Raw genomic sequence first — 16,107 nt, forward strand, 5'->3', positions numbered from 1 at the left:
GATCAGCGGTAGACGCTCGACGCGCTATAGCCGCCGGTGATCGTGGGGATGTCGATGGTCGCGGCCGTAAAGCTGCCGCCCTGCCCGATCGAGACAGCCCCCTGCATCAGCGAAAGCACCGCGTTCGATGACGAAGAGACGCCTTCGACCGCATCGTAAATCGCCGAGAACCGCGAGACGAGCTTGTCGACCTCGGCGGGGTCTTTCAGCTTTTCGATGTCAAACTTCTGCTCGAAAAGCGCGATCTGGCGGTCGAGATCGACTCGGATCGCCTCATCCGGCACACCAAGGGCGCGGCGCATGAATTTGCCGAGGTCTTCGTCTTTCAACACGTCGAGCCAAGTGTCGATTTCCGAGGCTTTGGACTTAAACTCCAAAGCGATCCGCGCGCCTTCGTTGTCCTCTCCGGCAGAGTTTAGCACGACCCGCTCTTTGAACCGGTCGATCATCTCATCCTGCCAGCCAGTGCGATTGAAGTTAAAGCTCCGCCCGCCACCGGGGGCAAAGCCCAATGTATCGTACATATCTTTGATCTTCGGGTTGCTCAGCCGGTTCACCAGAGCCGAGGACTCATCGGAATTGCTCTCAAGCGTTTTGCGGATCATTGCCTTGCCGAAGATCTGATCCTCAAGATCAAAGGCCCGCATGACGAAAGTGTAGACTTCGGTATCGGCAACAAATTCCTTCGCAGATTTGATGTCGCCGATACGCTCTTTAAATGCTTCGATCTGCCGGGCGTTCAAGGCATCGTTGGCGGCAAGGTCGAGCTGTTTGTCGCGCGTCGCGTCAAACAGCTTAACCGCCACCTGCGTGCCGATGCCGCCCAGCGAAATCATGCGTGCGCAGCCTCATGGTTTGACGCGGGCGGCACTGGCCGAAGCTGCATCAACTCAGTCTCGTATTTCAGCACCGCGCGCAGCTCGCTCATTGCTTTGTAGAAATCGGCCATGGAGACGAAGTTCGCCGCTTCCATGATCCGGGCGCGCATATCTGCGCCAAAGCAACAGGCCAGATCGGCCAAGCCCTGCTGGATCATCGGCATGATTTGATCGCGGGTGTCGGGACGGATCAGCGCGGTCTGCACCAGGAAATAGACCTTGGAGACCGGCGTGGATTCCGCATCCGGCTTCAGCAGATCGGATTCGCGCACGATGTCGGCGCGGTTCTCGACCGTCAGCGCTTGGCGGCGGTCCCCGTTGCGGATGACGCAGCCGTTCACGACCACACGTTCGCGGGGGCGGAGGGTGAGTTTCAGCATCTTACACCTCCTGCATCTGCGGCGCGGCCTGCCCGGCCAAACCGGCGGCGATATTGCCGTTGATCTCGACGAGACCGGCCAAGCGGCCTTCGCCAGCCATCAGCGCGGTGCTGTGACGGTCCACCCAAAGCGCGATGGAAATGAGCGAGGCTTTCAGCCCGTCAGGCATCTTGTTTTCCGGCTCAGACAGATCAAAGCGCAGGGCCGACCAGAACCTTTGATTTTCGTAGATCGCGTCGCGTAGACCGGAGGAGAGGATGTTCAACCGCTCGCTCTTATCGTCTGTCGCATCAAAGCCTTGGCCCTTTTCGGCAAGGTCATGTGTGACGCGGCTCAGGATGCGGCGCTCAATCTGCCGCGGGGTTTCGCTTTCGCGAATTGTTCGTTTGTATGCTGCCAGCCCCATAGGAATTCTTCCTTGTTTTTATCGTTTGCTGCCTGCCAACCGCAAATTCTGAGGCGGTTGGATCGGGGCCAGAGCGCTAGGCTCCGGCCCCGAAAACCCTAATCCTTAACGGAACAGGCTCAGGATGTTCTGCGGCGCCTGGTTGGCAATCGACAGGGACTGCGATGCCAGCTGCTGCTGAACCTGAAGCGCCTGAAGACGGGCGGCTTCTTCTTCCATGTTGGCGTCAACCATCGCGCCAACGCCGGAGTCGAGGTTGTCGGAGAGCTTGGTCAGGAATTCCTGCTGACGTTCAATCGACTTCTCGGACTGACCGAGGGAAGTCGCTGCGTCGACAGTGGCTTGGGTTGCGGTATCGGCGAGCGTCAGAACGTTGGCAAGGTATTGGTCACCGTCGATCGTGCCATCGGTATCGGCGTCACCAGTTGCAGCCGCCCGAGTTGAAAAGTCCGTCGCAATCGCACTAAAAGTCTCAAGTTGCTTGTTAAGGTCAACTGGCGAAACAGTGATTTTAGTGGTTTGCAGGGTGCCGCCTGCATCCCGGCTGATACCTGTAATGATCTGGCGGTCGGCTGCAGCCGCACTCGTCGAAGCGGTGGCGGTACCGCCATAGACATCCAAAGCAAGCGGTGTTGAAGCCGCAGGTGTGGCCGCGTTATCAGATTTGGCGGCGTTTACGAGGTCGTCCCCGTTAAAGGTCGACTGCGACATAATCGCTGCCATGTCGGCCACCAGACGAGTCAAGTCGGCCTCAATTTCGCCAAGACCACCCTTGTTTTCCTGGGCAAAGGCCACCTTGTCACGGAATTCCGTCGCCAGATCGGAGAACTGCTCTGCGCCAAGACGCGCGGTCGCAACCGAGTTCTTGGTCAGTGTCAGGCTCTCGTTCACGGCCTTGGTCATGCCGCTGTCGCCCTTCATGGTTTCGGAGATCGCAAAGTAAGCTGCGTTATCCTTACCGGAGGAGACTTTCAGACCGGTGGAAATACGGTCTTGAGTTTGATTGAGGCTCGAATTGACGTTCCGCAGAGTTGCGAGAGCGTTCATTGCGGAGGCGTTTGTGTTGATCGAAGACATATTCTTATTCCAGACTATTCTAGTTCGTTATGTCGTCTTTCTGACAACTGCGGGGCGAACCCGCTTGATTACGTTTTTACGCGAAAAACTGGCAACATTGAGGCAATTCAGAAACTTTTGTCCACGGTTGTCATCAGTGTTGCGCGGTTGTCACGTTTTGCACCGCTTCGGCCGTAAATGCCTGCAATGCTGTGCTTTTCCCGGATTTGGGAAACCTGTGAGATCATCTCTGACGTGGCTTGGCGGGCCAATTGCAGGTGGTGATGATCGCGCGCGATCAGATCTTTCAGATCGCGCAATTTATCTTTGCTGACCGCCTTGGGATCGTGGCTGAGTTGCTCTTCCAAAACGGCGGCGAGGCGGGCCTTTTCGCTGGCAAATTCGACCAGCTGGTTGAATGCTCCGCCCTCGACCGCGGCGATTTCGCGGCGCAGCAGATTGCCCAAGGCATCCACGGCGGCGAGTGCTTTGCGCGGATCGCTCATCGGTTGGCCCCCGTTTGATAGCGCTGCATCGCGGTTTCAATCGTGCGGGCGATTCCGGTGCTGTTCTGCTCGGCGATGCTTTCGCCGATCGCGTTGGACAAAAAGCTGCGCCAAGTCTCCTCGGCGTGGCCGCCGCCGAAGCTGCCGATGTCCACGGTCGAAAGCATTTCATCGACCATCTGGCCAAGGAACATAGCCTCGAACTCCTGCGCCTTTTCGGCGGTGACGGCATCGGCCTGCGGTGCTGCCGGTTTGGCCGCCGGGGTCGGCGCGAGGATTGGGAAAGATGCGAATTCCATGGCCTGCCCCTAGATGATTTCAAGGTCGGCATGCAGAGCGCCCGCCGCCTTGATGGCTTGAAGGATTGAGATCGTCTCGGTCGCGCCGACGCCGATGGCGTTCAACCCGTCGACCAGCCGTTGCAGGCTGACCGACCCGTCGATGACGGCGAATTTCGCGTCTTTCTCTTCGACGCCGACCGAGGAGTTCGGCACCACCACAGTGGTCCCACCGATGGACAGCGATTCGGGCTGGCTGACGTTGAAATCATCGCGGACGGTGACGGTCAGACCGCCTTGGCTAACCGCGACGCGGTCGATGCGGACATTGGCGCCGATGACGATGGTGCCAGAACGCGCGTCGATCACCACTTTGGCGACCTGATCGGGCTGGACTTGCAGCGGTTCGATCAGGGCCATCGTCTCCATCAACGACCCTTTGCCATAGGCCGATACGGTGATGGTGCGCGAATCGATGGCCTTGGCGACCGGGCCCATGGCTTGGTTGATCGCCGCCTCGACCCGTTGTGCGGTGACGAAATCGGCGTTGCGCAGGGCCAGTTTGATGCTGTTCATCTCGCTGAAGTCGAAATCGACCTCACGCTCGACGATGGCGCCATTGTCGATCCGCGCGCCTGTCGGCACCCCTTCGACGATGGAGGCATTCAGCCCCTGCGCGGCGAAACCCGCGACGGCGATCGGGCCTTGGGCCACGGCGTAGATCTCGCCATCGGCGGCGGTCAGCGGGGTGACGATCAGCGTGCCGCCGCGCAGCGATGAGGCATCGCCCAGCGAGGACACCACCACGTCGATGGTGCTACCGGCCCGCGCGAAGGGCGGCAGGGAGGCGGTGACCATGACGGCGGCGGTATTGGCCGTGCGCATCTGGTCTTCGGTCAGGTTGCCGATGCCGAGCCGCTCCAACATGCCTTCGATGGCGCGTTCGGTGAAAGGCGCGTTGCGCAGGCTGTCCCCCGTGCCGTTCAGCCCCACGACCAGCCCGTAGCCGACCAATTGGTTCGACCGCACGCCTTCGACGGTGACGATATCCTTGATCCGCACCTGTGCTGCCGCCGGCGCGGCAAGCGCGAAGGTGAGGCCGATCAGCAAAAGTTTAAACAAGGCGTTCATGGGTGGCGGTTCCGGTTAGAGGTAGTTCAGGAAAGACAGGCGCGAGAGCCGCGCGGTGATGGCAAAGCTGGAGTCGAGTTGGTTTTGCAATTGGGTCAGACGGGTGGCCGCGTCATATTGATCGACCCCTTCGAGGTTCATCACCTCTGCATCCAGAAACAGCGCCCGGCTCTCTTGCGCCGCGATCGTATCGGCCAGTTGCGCGCGTTTCAGGCCGGTCTGGGTTTCCAGATCGGTCAGCCCTTCCAGCCCCGCCCCGATGGCGCTGCGCGCCTCGTTCAGCCAAGCATCGCGGGCGGCCTCATCGGGGATGTCGCTGGGGTTCACCGCGCTGAGCATCGCCAGCCCGCGGATCAGATCGCGGATCGCCGGGTCATTGGCTTGGGCGGTTTGGGTCAGGGTCTGGGTCTCGGAAGTGCGCGAGGTCAGCGGCGGATTGCCCGACGGCGCGCCGTTGTAAAAACTGTTCTCGAAATTGTGGTTGAAGAACACCGAACTGTCGCCGAAGCCTGCCTTGAGATCGTCGATGGCGCGCTGCACATCTGCCATACCGGTCAGAGGGCCGCCGATCATGTGATCCACCGCAATGGCCGGGGATTCGCCGGTGCGCGGGTTGATCTCGTCCCATGCCTGCAGCGGGTTCGTGTCGGTGCGCGTGCCCGACATCAGGAAGCCCGAACTGTCGCTGACCGCCGCACGTTCCAACACCCGGTCGAGCGCCGTGCGCGCCGATTGCGACAGAAAGGTCGTCGAAAGCGCGCCCGCGCTGTCGGTGGTGAAGGCTTGTTCAAGCACCTCTTGGCCCACGTCGCGCATCGCCCCGAGCGATGTCTCCACGGCGAGGAAGCGGCGGTCCAAAAGCGCGTTGGAGGTCAGGAAACCATCGTTGCGGGTGATTTGCATCCGAATGGCGATGGCATCGGCAGAGCGATGGCCCAGATCGTCATAGGGGTTGGCCTTCAGCCCAGTCGTCACCTCTTTGGACACATCCGAGATCTCAGCGGCAAGGCGGCTGGTCTGTTCGCGCTGGCGCAGGCTTTGCAAAGCGGTGGAGACGGTGCGGGAAATCTCGGTCATTCTATCCTCACACGCTGGCCAGAAGGGTGTCGAGCATATCGCTCAGGCTCGTGAGCACCTGCGAATTCGCGCCGTAGGCCTGTTCGATTTCCAGAAGCTTTTGCAATTCGGTATCGACGTTCACACCCTCGATACTGCTGCGGTTGTCCTCGAAGGTGATGAGGCGCACGCGCGCCGTCTCGGCCTGTGCATCGGCCCCGACCCTCAGCACGTTTTGCTGGCTGACCAGATCGGCGGCGTAATCCCCCAGACGCGCATTGGTGCTAAGGCCCGTGGCCGCGTCAAAGGTCATGCCCGTTTCAAGCACGTCGACGAAGGCGTTCAACTGGGTGGTGTCGCCCGGCTCTCCGGGAAATGTGGCCCCGACGCCATCGCGCAGCCGCCAAAGCGCGCCGCCCTTGTCGGGCTGGACTCTGTCATTGAGCGCAAGCCGCCCGGCCAGACCGTCCAACTGCGCCGGATCGAAAGCGCCGCCCGCATCGGTGAACAGCCCCGGCTGCCCGGCCCCGACAGAGGCATCTGCGGCCTCGAAACTTTGCACCAGCCCGCGGGCGAGTTCATCCAATTGCAGCTTCATCTGCGGCAGGTCATTGGCGATCAGCCCGCTCAGCCCCGCAAGGCGGCCATTGTCGGACCCGCGCGCGGTGGGACTGTTTGGCGTGATGTCGATGCCCCCGGCCATTAGCCGCCCCGTCTCGGGGTTGGCGTTCAGCCGCACGGCAGTTTCACCAAAGACCAGTTCCGTGCCGCCGGTGGTGTGCAGCGTCAGCGTGCCATCCGCTTCCCAACGGCTTTGGAAATCCATCTGACTGCCCAAAGCATCAAGGCGGCGGTTCATCTCATCCATCAGCCCGCTGGTGCCGGTGGGGTCGGTCCCGGCAAGGGCCAGACGCTCGTTCAAGGCGGCGATATCCGAAAGCGCCGCATTCACCTCGGCCACGCTCGCCACCAGGCTGTCACCGGCCCGCGCGCGGCTGGCCTCGAGCCCGACGGTGGTCTCGTTGATGCTGTGCACCAAGGTCTCGCTGCGCGATAAAAGGTCGTTCTGCGCGGCGGGGTCGGAGGGGTTGTTGGCCAAAAGGTCGAGCCCGGCCTGAAACTCCGCCAGACGGGCAGCGGGGGAGACTTCATCGCCCGGCTCGCCCAGAGTGATCAGATAGCTGCCAAGTATCTCACTGGTGGCAGAAGCGCGGCCGAGCTCGGCCGAGGCATTCCGCGACATGCCTGCAAGACGTTCATCCACCTGCCGCGCGATGCGCAGTTCCACCGTGCCACTCTGACCGTTGGTCGTGACCTGCGCGGCCTCGCGCCGCACGTAGCCTTCGGTTTGCGCATTGGCGATATTGCTCGCAACGAGGTTGGCGCGACCCTCGGTCGTGCTCAGCCCGCTGCGGGCAATGCTAAAGGCAGATGAGATGCTCATTCATGCACCGGGTTAGCGTTTGATGCTTAGCGTTTCACTCAGCATCTCATCGCTGGTGGTGATGATCTTGGCGCTTGAGGAATAGGCCCGCTGTGTCTGGATCAGGTCGGTCAGCTCTTCCGCGATATCCACGTTGGAGCCTTCGAGCGCACCGCTGTTGATGCTGCCCAGACCGTTCAACATCGGGTTGCCGAGGCTCACCGCGCCGGAATCGCGGGTCGCGATATAGGCGTTGCCATCGACCGATCGCATCTGGTCGGGGTTGGCGACATTGGCAAGCGGCACTTGGAAGAGCGCGCGGCGCTGGCCATTGTCGAAGACACCGTAAAGGATGCCGCTGTCGCTCATCTCGGCCCGCTCAAGGCTGCCGGTCTCGGTGCCGTCATCCGAAAACGCGGGGGGCGTGTAGTCGCCGGAAAACTGGGTCATACCCTCAAAAGTGCCGGGCGCGCCGAAGTCGATCTCAAGCGGCTGCGGGGTGCCGCCGTTGTTGATTTGCAACGTCACCACGCCGGTCGCGGGATCAATCGGGAGGGTGCCGGGCGTGTAGCTCGCCGGGCTGCCGGCATTGACGCCGCTGTCGGTGAAATTCACCGTCGCATCGCCATAGTTGTTGCCGGCTTCATCGGTGATGCTGACGGTCCATTCATTGGCCGTGGCCCCCGGTGTCCAAGACAGGTTGAGCGCATCGCTGCCGCCCAGTTGGTTCACATAGCGCAGGGTGGATTCGAAGGCCGTGCCGGTGGTGCCAGCGCCGGTTTCCTGCGCGGGGACATTGCCCGAAACGCCGACGCGGGTGCTGGGCGTGCCTTGGACCTGATAGCTCGCCACATTGACGGTGCTGAGGTCATTGTAGCTGGTGCTGCTGACACTGCCCGTGGCGCCGCTGGCATCCGTGGGAAAGCCCGACAGGAAGTAGCCCGCAGAGTTGCGCAGGTTGCCGTTCTGATCCGGGGTGAAGGAACCGGCGCGGGTCAGGTAGTAGTTGGATTCGACAGGATCGTTGGGGTTGCGCGAGACGACGAAGAAGCCGTCGCCCTGCACCGCCAAGTCGGTCGCGCGCCCGGTGCCCATGATATTCCCATTGGCCGAGATATCGGCGCGCACATCCGTCAGCACCCCCGCCTGTGTGGACCCGGTGTTCTGCGTCACGAATTCCGAGAAGGTCCGCCGGTAGCCCACGGTATTGGCGTTGGCGATATTGCTAGAGATATTCTGGACGCGGGAGGAGTTGGCCTGCAACCCGCTGACCCCGATTTGAAGGGCGCTTGTAATGCTCATGACTTGATCCTGCTCGTTCTTGTTATTCTTGACTTATACATGAGAAAGCCGATTCCCCATGACTAAAGCAAGAATAAAATTTGTATTTGATATTTATGTCACTGACTTTCCTTGACGTCCGTGACCTTGGTCACGGCCTCTAGGATACGGTCCGCGCTCTCCATGCTGAGCCGCATCACGTCTGATCCCAGCGGCCCCTCTTCGGCGGGGCGCGCGCCCAGCCCCGTGGCAATCTCGGCCCAGCCGGGCAGGTCGGCCAGCGCGGGAAAGGCCGTGGCGGCCCTTGCCACCGTGTCACTGTCGCCCGCCTGATAGGCGGCAAGGGTCAGGCGCGTGGCATCGGCAAAGGCGAACTGCTGGGGATGGGCTTCCCACATCTCAAGATAGGCCAGCCGGGCCGCGCCCCATTTGCCGGTCTCGTAGAGGGCCACGGCGCGGCTGCGGCGCAGGTCCATGTCTTGGGCGCGCAGGCGCAGGGCCGCGAGCTCATCCGACCGGCCCGCCTGCGCCAAGGCTTCGACCAAAAGCGCTTCGGCCTCGGCGCCCTGATCGTCGGCATAGCCGCTGAGCAGGTCCACCGCGGCATCCGCCTGCCCGCCCGCCAAAAGCGCGCGCGCCTCGCCCCGCCGCAAATCGGCCAGAAGGGCGGCATTGGCCGCAGCCGTGCCGACCCCCTGCAAGGTTTCAGCCATTTCGCGAAGTGCGCGATACTCCCGCGCGGCAAGGGCGGTCATCCCCGTATCCAACAGACGTTGTGGCACGGCCATCGCCTGGTCGACAAAGCCCGGATCGAAACGCCAGCGGGCGCTGATACGGGTATGCCCCTCAAGGAATGGCCCGAGGTCGATCTCCCCCGCCGCCCCTGCGGCATAGAAGGCGCCATAGATCGCCCGCGCCTGCGCGCGCAGCGCCTCGGCTTCCTCTTCAGGGGCCGTGCGCAGCAAATTATGCAAGGCCCACAGGGCGGTATCGGTGTCGCCCTGCTCTGTGGCGACCTCAGCCAAAAGCTGCGCGCCTTCGCGCCCGAGGGCATCGCCGCTCCACATCCAGCGTGCGGCTCGGAGCAGCGACAGCGCGTCTTGCCCCGGCAGGGTCTCGGTCTCGCGCCCTATCCGAACCAGTGCGAGCCGCGCCCGCTGTGCATAGGCATCGCGGCCCTGCGCGGCTTGGGCATAGCCATCGAAAGCCATCAAAAGATCGCCCGACACCTCAGAGGCGCGGGCCAGAAGGTAGCGATAGGCGGGGCCATCGCGCAGCTCGGCATGGTCAGGGAATTGCGCGGCCAAAGCCTGCGCCACCTCCCAATCCTCAGCCTTCAGCGCCGCTTCGAGTAGGTCGGGCAGAACGGCGGCTTGAATGGCTGGCGACAGGTCAGCGAGGCTGTCCAAGGTGCGCGGCATCAAGCGCGCCGCCTCCTCCACCGCGCCCAACCGGGCAAAGGCCGCCGCCCGCAGGGCCTGCCCCTGCCCCCAACCGACGGACCATGACACCGCCTGCCCCAGATCGCCGCCTGCGCCTGCATCGAGCAGGGCGAGCGCGAGGCTCAGGGTCCGGTGCCGCCGCGCCGCACCGCCGGTGAGGGTTTCGGCGTCGATCGCTTCCAGAAAGCCCGCCGCCTCGGGGCGCATCACCCAAGCAAGGTGCAGCTCCGCCAGCCCCAGCAACACCTCGGCCCGCGCGGGTTCCTCTGACCCGGAGACTTCTGCTAACCGCGTCATCAAGGCTTCGCGCGTGGCGAGGAAGTCCTGCCCGCCCTGCTCGGCCAAAGACAAAGGCGCAAAGACAGCACCCTCTTCCGCTGTCGCGGGCGGGGCCAAGAGCAAAGACAGGCCAAGAACAATGTTGTGCAGATGCTTCATTATATGAATAGATGCACTTTATTCTTGTAAAGATCCATTCTTTATTTCACACTGATCTTCACAATGTCACGCCATCCTTGCCCAAACTGAGGCCCGCCATGACGGAAACCAGTCATATCAGCATGTCGCTGGCGACGTCCCTCCAGCGCCAACTCGACATCACGGCCAACAATATCGCCAATGCCAGCACCGCGGGCTACAAGGGCGAACATGTGGTGTTCGAGGCGCTGTTGCAGGACAACACCGCGCTTGGCGACGATCAGGCGGCTTTCGTCAGCGATACCGGCTCTTACATCGACACCCGCCCCGGCGCGCTGTCGCAGACCGGCAACCCGCTGGACGTGGCGCTACATGGTGAGGGCTGGTTCAGCTATCAAACCGCCGACGGGCAGCAAGCCTTTGGCCGCGACGGCAGCTTTGCCATCGACCCCGAGGGCAATCTGACGCTGTTGTCGGGGGCCAAAGTGCTCGACGCGGGCGGTGCGCCGATCCAACTGCCCCCTGCGGGCATGGGCGATATCAACATTTCCGAAGATGGCACCATTTCGGGCAGTGAGACTGGCCCGCTGGGCCGGATCGGCGTGTTCGATATCCCTCAGATTCAAAGCTACAAACGGCTGGGCGGCGGCATGCTTGTCGCACCTGAAGGGGCCGCCAAACCGGGCGTGGCCGAAGCCGTGCAGGTGCGCCAAGGCACGCTGGAGCTAAGCAACGTGAACCCGGTGCGCGAGATGACGCGGCTGATCGACGTACAGCGCGCCTATGAGCGCACCAATACCATGCTGGGCAATGCGGACGACCTGCGCCGCGACTCGCTTAAACGGATCGGACAGGCGGTCTGACCCGGCATCCGTAAAACGGAAGGAACGAGACAATGAAGGCACTTAGCATCGCCGCGACCGGCATGATGGCACAGCAGACCAATGTCGATGTGATCTCGAACAACATCGCCAACGCGAATACCACCGGGTTCAAGGCCAGCCGCGCCGCCTTTCAAGACCTGATCTATCAATCCATGCAGCGTGAAGGCGCCGTCACTTCCGAGGCCGGATCGACCCGCCCCGTGGGCATCGACATCGGCATGGGCGTGCAGACTGCCGGCACCGTGCGGCTGAACACCCAAGGCGGCATGGTGGCCACGGAAAACCAGCTTAACGTCGCCATTGACGGGCGCGGCTATTTCTCGGTCACGCTGCCCGATGGCGGCACCGCCTATACGCGCGATGGCTCGTTCCAACTCTCCCCCGAGGGTGAGATCGTGACGATGCAAGGCTACCGCGTCGAGCCGGGCATGGTCGTGCCGGAGAATACCACGGCGGTCGAGATCAACGAACAGGGCGTTGTCATGGCCTATGTTGAGAATGATCCCCTGCCGGTGGAACTGGGCCAGTTCAACCTGACCACCTTCGTCAACGAGCCGGGGATGCGTCCGGTGGGCAACAACTTCCTGCTGGCGACCGAAGCCTCGGGCGAGGCGCAGGTGGTGAACCCCGGTGATCCGGGTGCGGGCATGATCCGCCAGGGCTATCTTGAGGCGTCTAACGTGAATGTCATCCAGCAGATCACCGATCTGATCTCGGCGCAGCGCGCCTATGAGATGAACTCCAAATCCATCGAAACCGCAGACCAGATGCTCTCGGCTGCGAACCAAATCCGCTAATGCGACGGCTCGCCGCCCTCTTCCTTGGCCTGATGGCGCTGACGGGCCCTGCCCTCTCGGCGCCCATCGGCGTGTTGGTCGAGGAACGCGCGCGGGTGGACTACGCCGACAGCCTGCCGCCAGAGGGCGCCTTCGAGATCACGGTCAAGGACGCCCCCGCCGAAGAGGTGCTGACGCTGGCCGAGTTCTGGATGGACCCGCGCAGCGGCAAGTTTCTGGCCAATGCGGTGCTTGAGACGGGCGAGGTGCAGCGCATCGCGGGCTATGCCCTTGTCACCATGCCGGTCCCTGTGCCCCTCACCCGCCTGCTGCCCGATGACATCATCATGGAAGACGACCTGACCGTCATGCGCCTGCCCGTGGGCCGGATCGGTGCCTATGTGATGACGGATATGGAAGAGGTCGTCGGCAAACAGGTGCGCCGCGTGCTGACGCCGGGGCGACCTATTCAGACGCAGTCCATCATTCAGCCGCTGGTCATCAACCGGGGCGAGCGGGTGGAGATCTATTTCAGCGACGGGCTTCTGGCCCTCTCCTCCCCCGGGCGCGCGCTTGATGACGCGCATGAGGGGCAGGAAATCCGTATCGTGAACCTTGTCAGCAACAAAACGGTCACCGGCATCGCCACCGGCGAAGGGACCGTGGAGATCCTACGATGACCACCGCTTTCGCGCGCCCCTCTGTCTTGATGCTCGGTGCCGCCCTTACCCTGTCCGCCTGCGATACCGCCGATCATTTCGACCGTGATCCGCAGCCCTCGCCGATTGTGGTGGACGGCCAATCCATCCCCGAGGTCGCCCGCGTGCAGGTCCCGATGCCCGCCGTCGCGATGGAGCCGCCCCGGCGCGGCAGCGCCAAAGCCTCGCTCTTTACCGCGCGCAGCCAGCCGCTGTTTTCCGACCAACGCGCCGATGACATTGGCGATATCGTCACGGTCGTGATCTCGATCGACGACCGTGCACAGCTGCGCAATTCGACCGACCGTGAGCGCGAGGGGGCAAGCTCGGTCGGATTCCCGACATTCTTTGGCTATGGCGCGAAAATTGCCGCAATTCTGCCCGGAATCAGCGCCGCCGATCTGCCGAGCGGCGATATTGTCGAGGTCGGATCGGCCTCCGAGGCCAGCGGCTCGGGTGCCATTTCGCGCAATGAACGGATCGAGTTGAAGGTCGCCGCATTGGTGATCGACAAGCTGCCAAACGGCACGCTCGTCGTCGCCGGACGCCAAGAAATATTGGTTAATCAAGAGCTGCGCGAGCTGCGCATGGCCGGGATCGTGCGCCCGGCCGACATCCGCGATGACAACACCATCTCTTACGACAAGATCGCCGAGGCCCGTATCGCCTATGGCGGCCGTGGCACGCTGTCGCGCGCGCAAGAGCGCAGCTACGGCGAAGACGCGATGGATGTGATCCTGCCCTATTAATTCCTGACTTGGTCACAAAGTGAGACCATTGCCGTCGCAATCGACCGCTAAACCTGACGAAAGCTCAGGAAAGGTCGAACATGAAAAAGGCAGCAATCGCATTCGTAGCGCTCCCCTTGCTTTGCATGGGCGCGGGCTATGGCGCCGGTCTGGCCCTCGCCCCGACCCCAGCCGAAGCGGCGGGGACAAAGAGTGATGACAAGACCGCCCATGCGCCTGAGAACGACGCGCATGGCGAAACGGCTGAGAAATCCGCCAAGGCCGAGGATCACGCGCCAATGGACAGTTACGAGCTGGCCAAGGACCGCACGGTGGTGCGCCTTGGGCAGATGACGATCCCGGTGGAGAAGACCAACAGCGTCTCTTATGTGGTCGCGGATTTCGCGCTCAAGATGGGGTCACTGGAATTGGCCGAACGCTATCGCCGGGTCGAAGACGCCACGCGGATGCGCGATTCACTCTTGCAGGCGATGAACCTCGCCGCCGAAAGCGCCGTGCTGCGCGGCGTGGCGATCGACAGCGAAGCCCTGTCGCAGCTGCTGCGGGATCTGATCAGCAAAGAGCATAAGGGCGTCGATGATGTGATGTTCGTCTCGCTCTACAAACAAGACGTGGCGCGGCTCTGACAGGCGCCACATCGCTGGCTTACAGGACCGAGCGTACCACGTTCGACAGGACGGATTCCCCGTTATCAAGTTCTAGCTCCGGCCCGAGGGCGGTGAAGTTCACCCGCGTCACCTCGGACCGGGTCAGCGGGGTGACGCCCACATTGTTACCGGCGGCATCAGTGGCCGTGATCTCAACCCGGAAGGTATCGGGCGGGACCGGCAGGCCCACGGAATCGAGACGGTTCCACGCCACGTCGATCACCTCTCCCTCGGCGGTGGAGGGGCCGGGCATCTCGCGGATCAGGGTGCCGTCTTCGGAAAAGATCCGAACGGTCACCTCTTCGGCTCCGGCGTTGAGCTGATAGCTTAGCGGAAATTCATCATCGGTCATGCGCACTTGGGTCGAGGGCACCAGCACCTCGCGCCCGATCAATTGCAGGTCCGACATTGCGCCCACGGTGGAAAGCATGGTCGAGATTTGCTCAAGGCTCGCGTTGGTGGCGATGGATTGCTCCACTTGGGTCAACTGCGCCAATTGCGAGACGAACTGCGTCGAATCCACCGGGTTCAGCGGGTCTTGGTTCGAAATCTGCGCCGTCAGCAGGGTCAGAAAGCTGTTGTAGCTCTCCTGAAGCTCAGCAGAGGAGGTCGCCGCCGCCGAGGTGTTGGCGCTGCTCAGGGTGCTTGCTGTGGTCGCGTCGATCATGGTCTCGCCTTTCAGGTGAGGATATCTAGCTGCCCGGCGCCGAGGCGCGGGCTGGGGGTCTGGGCCAAGGGCGCGGCGTCATTGCCCTGCGCCTCGTCGGCCTGCGCTGTGATCTGGGTGAACTCAGCGCCCTGTTGTCGCCCGCCGTTCCGACCCCGGTCGCCAAAGGTCTGGAAATCGAGGTCCGCATTCTCGGCGCTGATGCCGCGCGATTGCAGCGCGTCCAACAGTTGCTCACGGTCTTGCCGCAGCATGTGCAGGACCGAGGCGCTTTCGGTGGTCATGGCGATCTGCATGCGCCCCGCCTCGCTGCGCACGACCTCGATCTCGATCTCGCCCATACCGTAGGGGGAGAGCGAGAAACGCAGCTTGTTGTCCGCCGTATCAAGGCTGCGGATCTGTTGGCTGACGTGTTGGCGAAGCTGTTCTTCCGGCGCGGCGGCAGGGTTGGGTGTGGGGGCCGGTGTGGGCTGCGGCGGGCTAAGGCGCGGCCCCTCGCTCTGCGGCGCCTGCGGCGCGGTCAAACCGGCGACCTCGCGCAAGACGGCCTCTGCCGCCGGGGCATTCGTGCCGGGCTGGGCTGCCTTGGCGGCATCGACCGCTGCGCTGAAACGCTCGGCGGCGGCGGTGAGACGCGGGTCCGCGACTTTGATGCTCAGCTCCAGCTTGGCGGCACTGGTCGCGCTGTCTTCGGCCTTTGCTGCCGCGGTCGTGCTGGCATCGGTATTTGCGGCCACGGGCGTGGCGGCGTCGGCCTTTGTAAGGAGGGTCGGTTCTGTAGCCGCTACGGCGGCGACTTTCGGGGCCGCTGTCTCGCCCGGAAGGACGGATTTGAACACCGGATGCTCTGCGTTTTCCTCGGCCTGTAACACCGGCGCGGCCGCTTTGGGGGTCATCACCTTCGGCCCCTGCTGGACCTGCCCTATGGTCACACGTCCGACAACCGGCAGCGCCGCCGAGGCGATACTGAGTTGGCTGGCTGGGGTGGGCAGGCGCAGGGCGCCGGCGAGTTTTTCCGCCAACGCGGCCTCAAGGCTGGGGTCATTCAACTGCGCCACTGCCTCCAGCGCGCCGAGGCTATCGGGCGGGGCTTCGCCCAAGGCTTCGGCAAATGCGGCGAGGGCGGCTTTCGGGGTGATCTGCTGGCGGCCCTCCTCCAACCCCGCGAGGGTGTGATCCATCAGGGCCATCAGCCCCTCAGCCGTCTCAAGGTCGATATCCTCAGACAGCGCATCAGGGGCGATTTCCCCCTCTGGCATGGCAGTTTGCACGTCCTGAACCTGCGCCTCCGACGCGCCCCCCTGCCCTGCCAACCCCTGCATCAGGGCGGCAAAGCCTTCGGCGGCCCCCTTCCCCGAGGGCTGCCCGAGACCTGCGGCATTCGGCACCGCAGGTGCTGCCTGAAGTTGAGCGATCATCTGACATCCTCCAA

Annotated in this window: 18 protein-coding genes; 5 read left to right on the plus strand and 13 right to left on the minus strand. The window is 63.0% G+C overall.

Annotation, left to right across the window (positions count from 1 at the left end; all coding sequences use genetic code 11):
• Positions 1–2: 2 nt before the first annotated feature.
• The 11 genes from ACGYLC_RS12015 to ACGYLC_RS12065 form a co-directional block, all read right to left on the minus strand.
• Positions 3–836, minus strand: a complete 834-nt coding sequence (locus ACGYLC_RS12015) for a DUF1217 domain-containing protein (RefSeq protein ID WP_394423115.1) — start codon at positions 834–836, stop codon at positions 3–5.
• Positions 833–1,258, minus strand: coding sequence for a flagellar biosynthesis repressor FlbT (locus ACGYLC_RS12020; RefSeq protein WP_394423116.1), 426 nt, complete (start codon positions 1,256–1,258; stop codon positions 833–835). Before ACGYLC_RS12020 ends, ACGYLC_RS12015 begins: the two co-directional genes overlap by 4 nt.
• A 1-nt stretch (position 1,259) precedes the next feature.
• Positions 1,260–1,664 carry a flagellar biosynthesis regulator FlaF gene (gene flaF / locus ACGYLC_RS12025; RefSeq protein WP_394423117.1) on the minus strand — a complete coding sequence of 135 codons (405 nt, stop codon included), beginning with the start codon at positions 1,662–1,664 and terminating at the stop codon, positions 1,260–1,262.
• 105 nt (positions 1,665–1,769) lie between these two features.
• Positions 1,770–2,741: a flagellin gene (locus ACGYLC_RS12030; RefSeq protein ID WP_394399181.1), complete on the minus strand. Its 972-nt coding sequence runs from the start codon at positions 2,739–2,741 to the stop codon at positions 1,770–1,772.
• 107 nt (positions 2,742–2,848) lie between these two features.
• On the minus strand, positions 2,849–3,226 hold the full coding sequence (locus ACGYLC_RS12035; RefSeq protein WP_394423118.1) for a hypothetical protein: 378 nt from the start codon (positions 3,224–3,226) through the stop codon (positions 2,849–2,851).
• Positions 3,223–3,525: a rod-binding protein gene (locus ACGYLC_RS12040; RefSeq protein WP_394423119.1), complete on the minus strand. Its 303-nt coding sequence runs from the start codon at positions 3,523–3,525 to the stop codon at positions 3,223–3,225. Before ACGYLC_RS12040 ends, ACGYLC_RS12035 begins: the two co-directional genes overlap by 4 nt.
• A 9-nt stretch (positions 3,526–3,534) precedes the next feature.
• Positions 3,535–4,635 (minus strand): flagellar basal body P-ring protein FlgI, encoded by a 1,101-nt coding sequence (locus tag ACGYLC_RS12045; RefSeq protein WP_168612836.1) that lies wholly within the window; start codon positions 4,633–4,635, stop codon positions 3,535–3,537.
• Between the two features lie 15 nt (positions 4,636–4,650).
• Positions 4,651–5,712 carry a flagellin gene (locus tag ACGYLC_RS12050; RefSeq protein ID WP_394423120.1) on the minus strand — a complete coding sequence of 354 codons (1,062 nt, stop codon included), beginning with the start codon at positions 5,710–5,712 and terminating at the stop codon, positions 4,651–4,653.
• A 7-nt stretch (positions 5,713–5,719) separates the two neighbouring features.
• Positions 5,720–7,135, minus strand: coding sequence for a flagellar hook-associated protein FlgK (gene flgK, locus ACGYLC_RS12055; protein ID WP_394423121.1), 1,416 nt, complete (start codon positions 7,133–7,135; stop codon positions 5,720–5,722).
• A gap of 12 nt (positions 7,136–7,147) precedes the next feature.
• Complete coding sequence (locus ACGYLC_RS12060; RefSeq protein WP_394399187.1) at positions 7,148–8,416, minus strand: flagellar hook protein FlgE; 1,269 nt, start codon at positions 8,414–8,416, stop codon at positions 7,148–7,150.
• Between the two features lie 98 nt (positions 8,417–8,514).
• A complete protein-coding gene (locus ACGYLC_RS12065) occupies positions 8,515–10,275 on the minus strand; it encodes a hypothetical protein (RefSeq protein ID WP_394423122.1) in 1,761 nt (586 codons plus the stop codon).
• Positions 10,276–10,373: 98 nt separating this feature from the next.
• Here ACGYLC_RS12065 and flgF point away from each other — a divergent pair, with 98 nt between their 5' ends.
• The 5 genes from flgF to ACGYLC_RS12090 all read left to right on the plus strand — a co-directional run bounded on the left by flgF (position 10,374) and on the right by ACGYLC_RS12090 (position 13,987).
• Positions 10,374–11,117 (plus strand): flagellar basal-body rod protein FlgF, encoded by a 744-nt coding sequence (flgF, locus tag ACGYLC_RS12070; protein ID WP_394423123.1) that lies wholly within the window; start codon positions 10,374–10,376, stop codon positions 11,115–11,117.
• Between the two features lie 32 nt (positions 11,118–11,149).
• The gene (gene flgG, locus ACGYLC_RS12075) at positions 11,150–11,935 is read left to right on the plus strand and encodes a flagellar basal-body rod protein FlgG (RefSeq protein ID WP_394399193.1); all 786 of its coding nucleotides are present in this window, start codon (positions 11,150–11,152) and stop codon (positions 11,933–11,935) included.
• On the plus strand, positions 11,935–12,594 hold the full coding sequence (flgA, locus tag ACGYLC_RS12080; RefSeq protein WP_394423124.1) for a flagellar basal body P-ring formation chaperone FlgA: 660 nt from the start codon (positions 11,935–11,937) through the stop codon (positions 12,592–12,594). The genes flgG and flgA overlap by 1 nt, the downstream gene beginning before the upstream one ends.
• Entirely contained in the window at positions 12,591–13,361 is a 771-nt protein-coding gene (locus tag ACGYLC_RS12085) for a flagellar basal body L-ring protein FlgH (protein WP_394423125.1), read from the plus strand. Before flgA ends, ACGYLC_RS12085 begins: the two co-directional genes overlap by 4 nt.
• 80 nt (positions 13,362–13,441) lie before the next feature.
• On the plus strand, positions 13,442–13,987 hold the full coding sequence (locus ACGYLC_RS12090; protein ID WP_394399199.1) for a hypothetical protein: 546 nt from the start codon (positions 13,442–13,444) through the stop codon (positions 13,985–13,987).
• Between the two features lie 19 nt (positions 13,988–14,006).
• On the opposite strand, the gene ACGYLC_RS12095 is transcribed toward ACGYLC_RS12090, so the two are convergent.
• Both ACGYLC_RS12095 and ACGYLC_RS12100 read right to left on the minus strand, forming a co-directional pair.
• Positions 14,007–14,675, minus strand: coding sequence for a flagellar hook assembly protein FlgD (locus ACGYLC_RS12095; RefSeq protein ID WP_394423126.1), 669 nt, complete (start codon positions 14,673–14,675; stop codon positions 14,007–14,009).
• Positions 14,676–14,686: 11 nt separating this feature from the next.
• Positions 14,687–16,093, minus strand: a complete 1,407-nt coding sequence (locus ACGYLC_RS12100; protein WP_394423127.1) for a flagellar hook-length control protein FliK — start codon at positions 16,091–16,093, stop codon at positions 14,687–14,689.
• Between the last annotated feature and the right edge of the window lie 14 nt (positions 16,094–16,107).

This window comes from Sulfitobacter sp. 1A12157, from assembly GCF_043557345.1.
Lineage (GTDB): Bacteria > Pseudomonadota > Alphaproteobacteria > Rhodobacterales > Rhodobacteraceae > Sulfitobacter.

Bases quoted from the DNA above. Each gene is read 5' to 3' on its own strand.
- ACGYLC_RS12015 (WP_394423115.1), bottom strand. From the start codon at position 836: ATGATTTCGCTGGGCGGCATCGGCACGCAGGTGGCGGTTAAGCTGTTT.
- ACGYLC_RS12020 (WP_394423116.1), bottom strand. From the start codon at position 1,258: ATGCTGAAACTCACCCTCCGCCCCCGCGAACGTGTGGTCGTGAACGGC.
- flaF (WP_394423117.1), bottom strand. From the start codon at position 1,664: ATGGGGCTGGCAGCATACAAACGAACAATTCGCGAAAGCGAAACCCCG.
- ACGYLC_RS12030 (WP_394399181.1), bottom strand. From the start codon at position 2,741: ATGTCTTCGATCAACACAAACGCCTCCGCAATGAACGCTCTCGCAACT.
- ACGYLC_RS12035 (WP_394423118.1), bottom strand. From the start codon at position 3,226: ATGAGCGATCCGCGCAAAGCACTCGCCGCCGTGGATGCCTTGGGCAAT.
- ACGYLC_RS12040 (WP_394423119.1), bottom strand. From the start codon at position 3,525: ATGGAATTCGCATCTTTCCCAATCCTCGCGCCGACCCCGGCGGCCAAA.
- ACGYLC_RS12045 (WP_168612836.1), bottom strand. From the start codon at position 4,635: ATGAACGCCTTGTTTAAACTTTTGCTGATCGGCCTCACCTTCGCGCTT.
- ACGYLC_RS12050 (WP_394423120.1), bottom strand. From the start codon at position 5,712: ATGACCGAGATTTCCCGCACCGTCTCCACCGCTTTGCAAAGCCTGCGC.
- flgK (WP_394423121.1), bottom strand. From the start codon at position 7,135: ATGAGCATCTCATCTGCCTTTAGCATTGCCCGCAGCGGGCTGAGCACG.
- ACGYLC_RS12060 (WP_394399187.1), bottom strand. From the start codon at position 8,416: ATGAGCATTACAAGCGCCCTTCAAATCGGGGTCAGCGGGTTGCAGGCC.
- ACGYLC_RS12065 (WP_394423122.1), bottom strand. From the start codon at position 10,275: ATGAAGCATCTGCACAACATTGTTCTTGGCCTGTCTTTGCTCTTGGCC.
- flgF (WP_394423123.1), top strand. From the start codon at position 10,374: ATGACGGAAACCAGTCATATCAGCATGTCGCTGGCGACGTCCCTCCAG.
- flgG (WP_394399193.1), top strand. From the start codon at position 11,150: ATGAAGGCACTTAGCATCGCCGCGACCGGCATGATGGCACAGCAGACC.
- flgA (WP_394423124.1), top strand. From the start codon at position 11,935: ATGCGACGGCTCGCCGCCCTCTTCCTTGGCCTGATGGCGCTGACGGGC.
- ACGYLC_RS12085 (WP_394423125.1), top strand. From the start codon at position 12,591: ATGACCACCGCTTTCGCGCGCCCCTCTGTCTTGATGCTCGGTGCCGCC.
- ACGYLC_RS12090 (WP_394399199.1), top strand. From the start codon at position 13,442: ATGAAAAAGGCAGCAATCGCATTCGTAGCGCTCCCCTTGCTTTGCATG.
- ACGYLC_RS12095 (WP_394423126.1), bottom strand. From the start codon at position 14,675: ATGATCGACGCGACCACAGCAAGCACCCTGAGCAGCGCCAACACCTCG.
- ACGYLC_RS12100 (WP_394423127.1), bottom strand. From the start codon at position 16,093: ATGATCGCTCAACTTCAGGCAGCACCTGCGGTGCCGAATGCCGCAGGT.